This is a genomic window from Okeania sp. SIO2F4, assembly GCF_010672385.1.
GTDB lineage: Bacteria > Cyanobacteriota > Cyanobacteriia > Cyanobacteriales > Microcoleaceae > Trichodesmium.
Genome location: NZ_JAAHGT010001369.1, coordinates 1 through 1,595, shown reverse-complemented (window position 1 = coordinate 1,595; position 1,595 = coordinate 1). Strand labels below are relative to the sequence as shown.

Genomic DNA, 1,595 nt, shown 5'->3' with positions numbered 1-1,595 from the left:
TAAATTCCCAATATATATTAACAGTAAGCTAGCGAGGATAATTGCTCAAGTTCCCTGAGTCAGTGACTGGTTAAATATTTCCCAAGGTTCAAGTTCTCCTGTAATTACCTCATAAAGCAACGGAGTAAATACAATATGATCGTGTCGATCTATTAAAGTAATTTGACAATTTTTATTTTTAAATCCCCAACAACTATGGAGATACAAAGCTGTATAAAGACCACCAAAGCCACCACCCAATATGCAAATCTTTGTGACTTTACTGCTTTGTTTTTCCCCTTGAGAAGTTTCTCCAGTTTCCACAGTTTTTAATGTTGATAAATTTTATTTGTTTTTGACTAAATTTGTAATATTTGACTATTCAGGGTTTATGCCTAAATAAACATCTCACCTAAATCCACTGCCATCACTAATGAATAATTGATAATTAATCAATTAGTTTAAAGCCTCTCTTTACCAATAGATAATTGACAATTGATAATTAGAGATAGTTTTCATTATCCATTATCAATTAATGAAATCTCATCTTTTAACCAAGGTAGTTCACAAGCCAAAATTTCTTGGAAATTGAGAATATACTGCAAAAATAAATGATTTAAATTATCTTCGACAATAGTTGGAAAAGGAAATTTGCTAAACTCATAGTTTAAACTTGAAAACTTTAAGCAGACACCGCTCAACTAAACTTACTCAAACTTACTCAAAAGCCTAAAAGCTTAGTTGTTCGCAGTGGATCGACCACTACAGGGTTAAACGGCAAACCCTTTATTCCTTGGTCCAAGACATCAGGAATTACTTTTTTAATTATATTTAATGACCCATTTACATCTGCATTTAATAATTTATTTTTCCTGGTTTTATACAACCCTCTTGTTACTCTTTTTCCACTAAATTTCGTTTTTTTATCTCCATATTTTGGTAATTTATCCCCATCTAAACAGCTTGATTGAGATGTATAAGATTCTTCTGTAATTATTACTTTTATTCCTCTTAATTTCGCTTTATATGTTAACATCTCTATTAAGTTATAATGAGGGATATTAACAAATTGTTGATTGTTCTTTTTCCCTAATTTTATCTCGTTTTTCCATGTCTGATTATGCCCGATAATTAAGATTCCTATTTCATGGTTGACACACCAATCTATTACTCTTTTACTTGCTGTATGGAGATAATTTTCTACTCGACAATTTCGTTTCGGCTAAGAGCCGACATGAATGTGAGTTAATTTTTTTAACTTCGGAGAATTACTTTGATTGTGGTTAGCTTGTAATTTAGATTGTAAACAAGAGCGCTGTTTATTATAAAAGGTATTAATCGCTTTTAATGGTCTGCCTTTAATCATGCTTAGGTGAAATTCCTATTTGATTTGTAGTTACAGCCATTAAATTATTTACTCCTAAATCTACTCCTGCTACTTGTTGATTTTCTGTTGTTGAGTCCGATTTTTCATAGACTATTTCTATTATGTAACAGCTACTTTTGGGGACGATCCCTGATAAATCAAAGTAGGATGACTACTCAAAAAACAAGTTTTATGACAATAACCATCATCAACTTTCATCAAAGGTAAATTATGACTCTTCAAAACTCCT

1 protein-coding gene and 1 pseudogene are annotated in these 1,595 nt (G+C 31.1%); both read right to left on the bottom strand.

Going from position 1 to position 1,595, the window contains the following annotated elements:
* Nucleotides 1-45 precede the first annotated feature (45 nt).
* Nucleotides 46-303, bottom strand: coding sequence for an FAD-dependent oxidoreductase (locus tag F6K22_RS40490; protein WP_293110768.1), 258 nt, complete (start codon nt 301-303; stop codon nt 46-48).
* Between the two features lie 397 nt (nt 304-700).
* A pseudogene (locus F6K22_RS40485) lies at nt 701-1,174 on the bottom strand (zinc ribbon domain-containing protein); the annotation flags it as partial.
* Nucleotides 1,175-1,595: the final 421 nt, after the last annotated feature.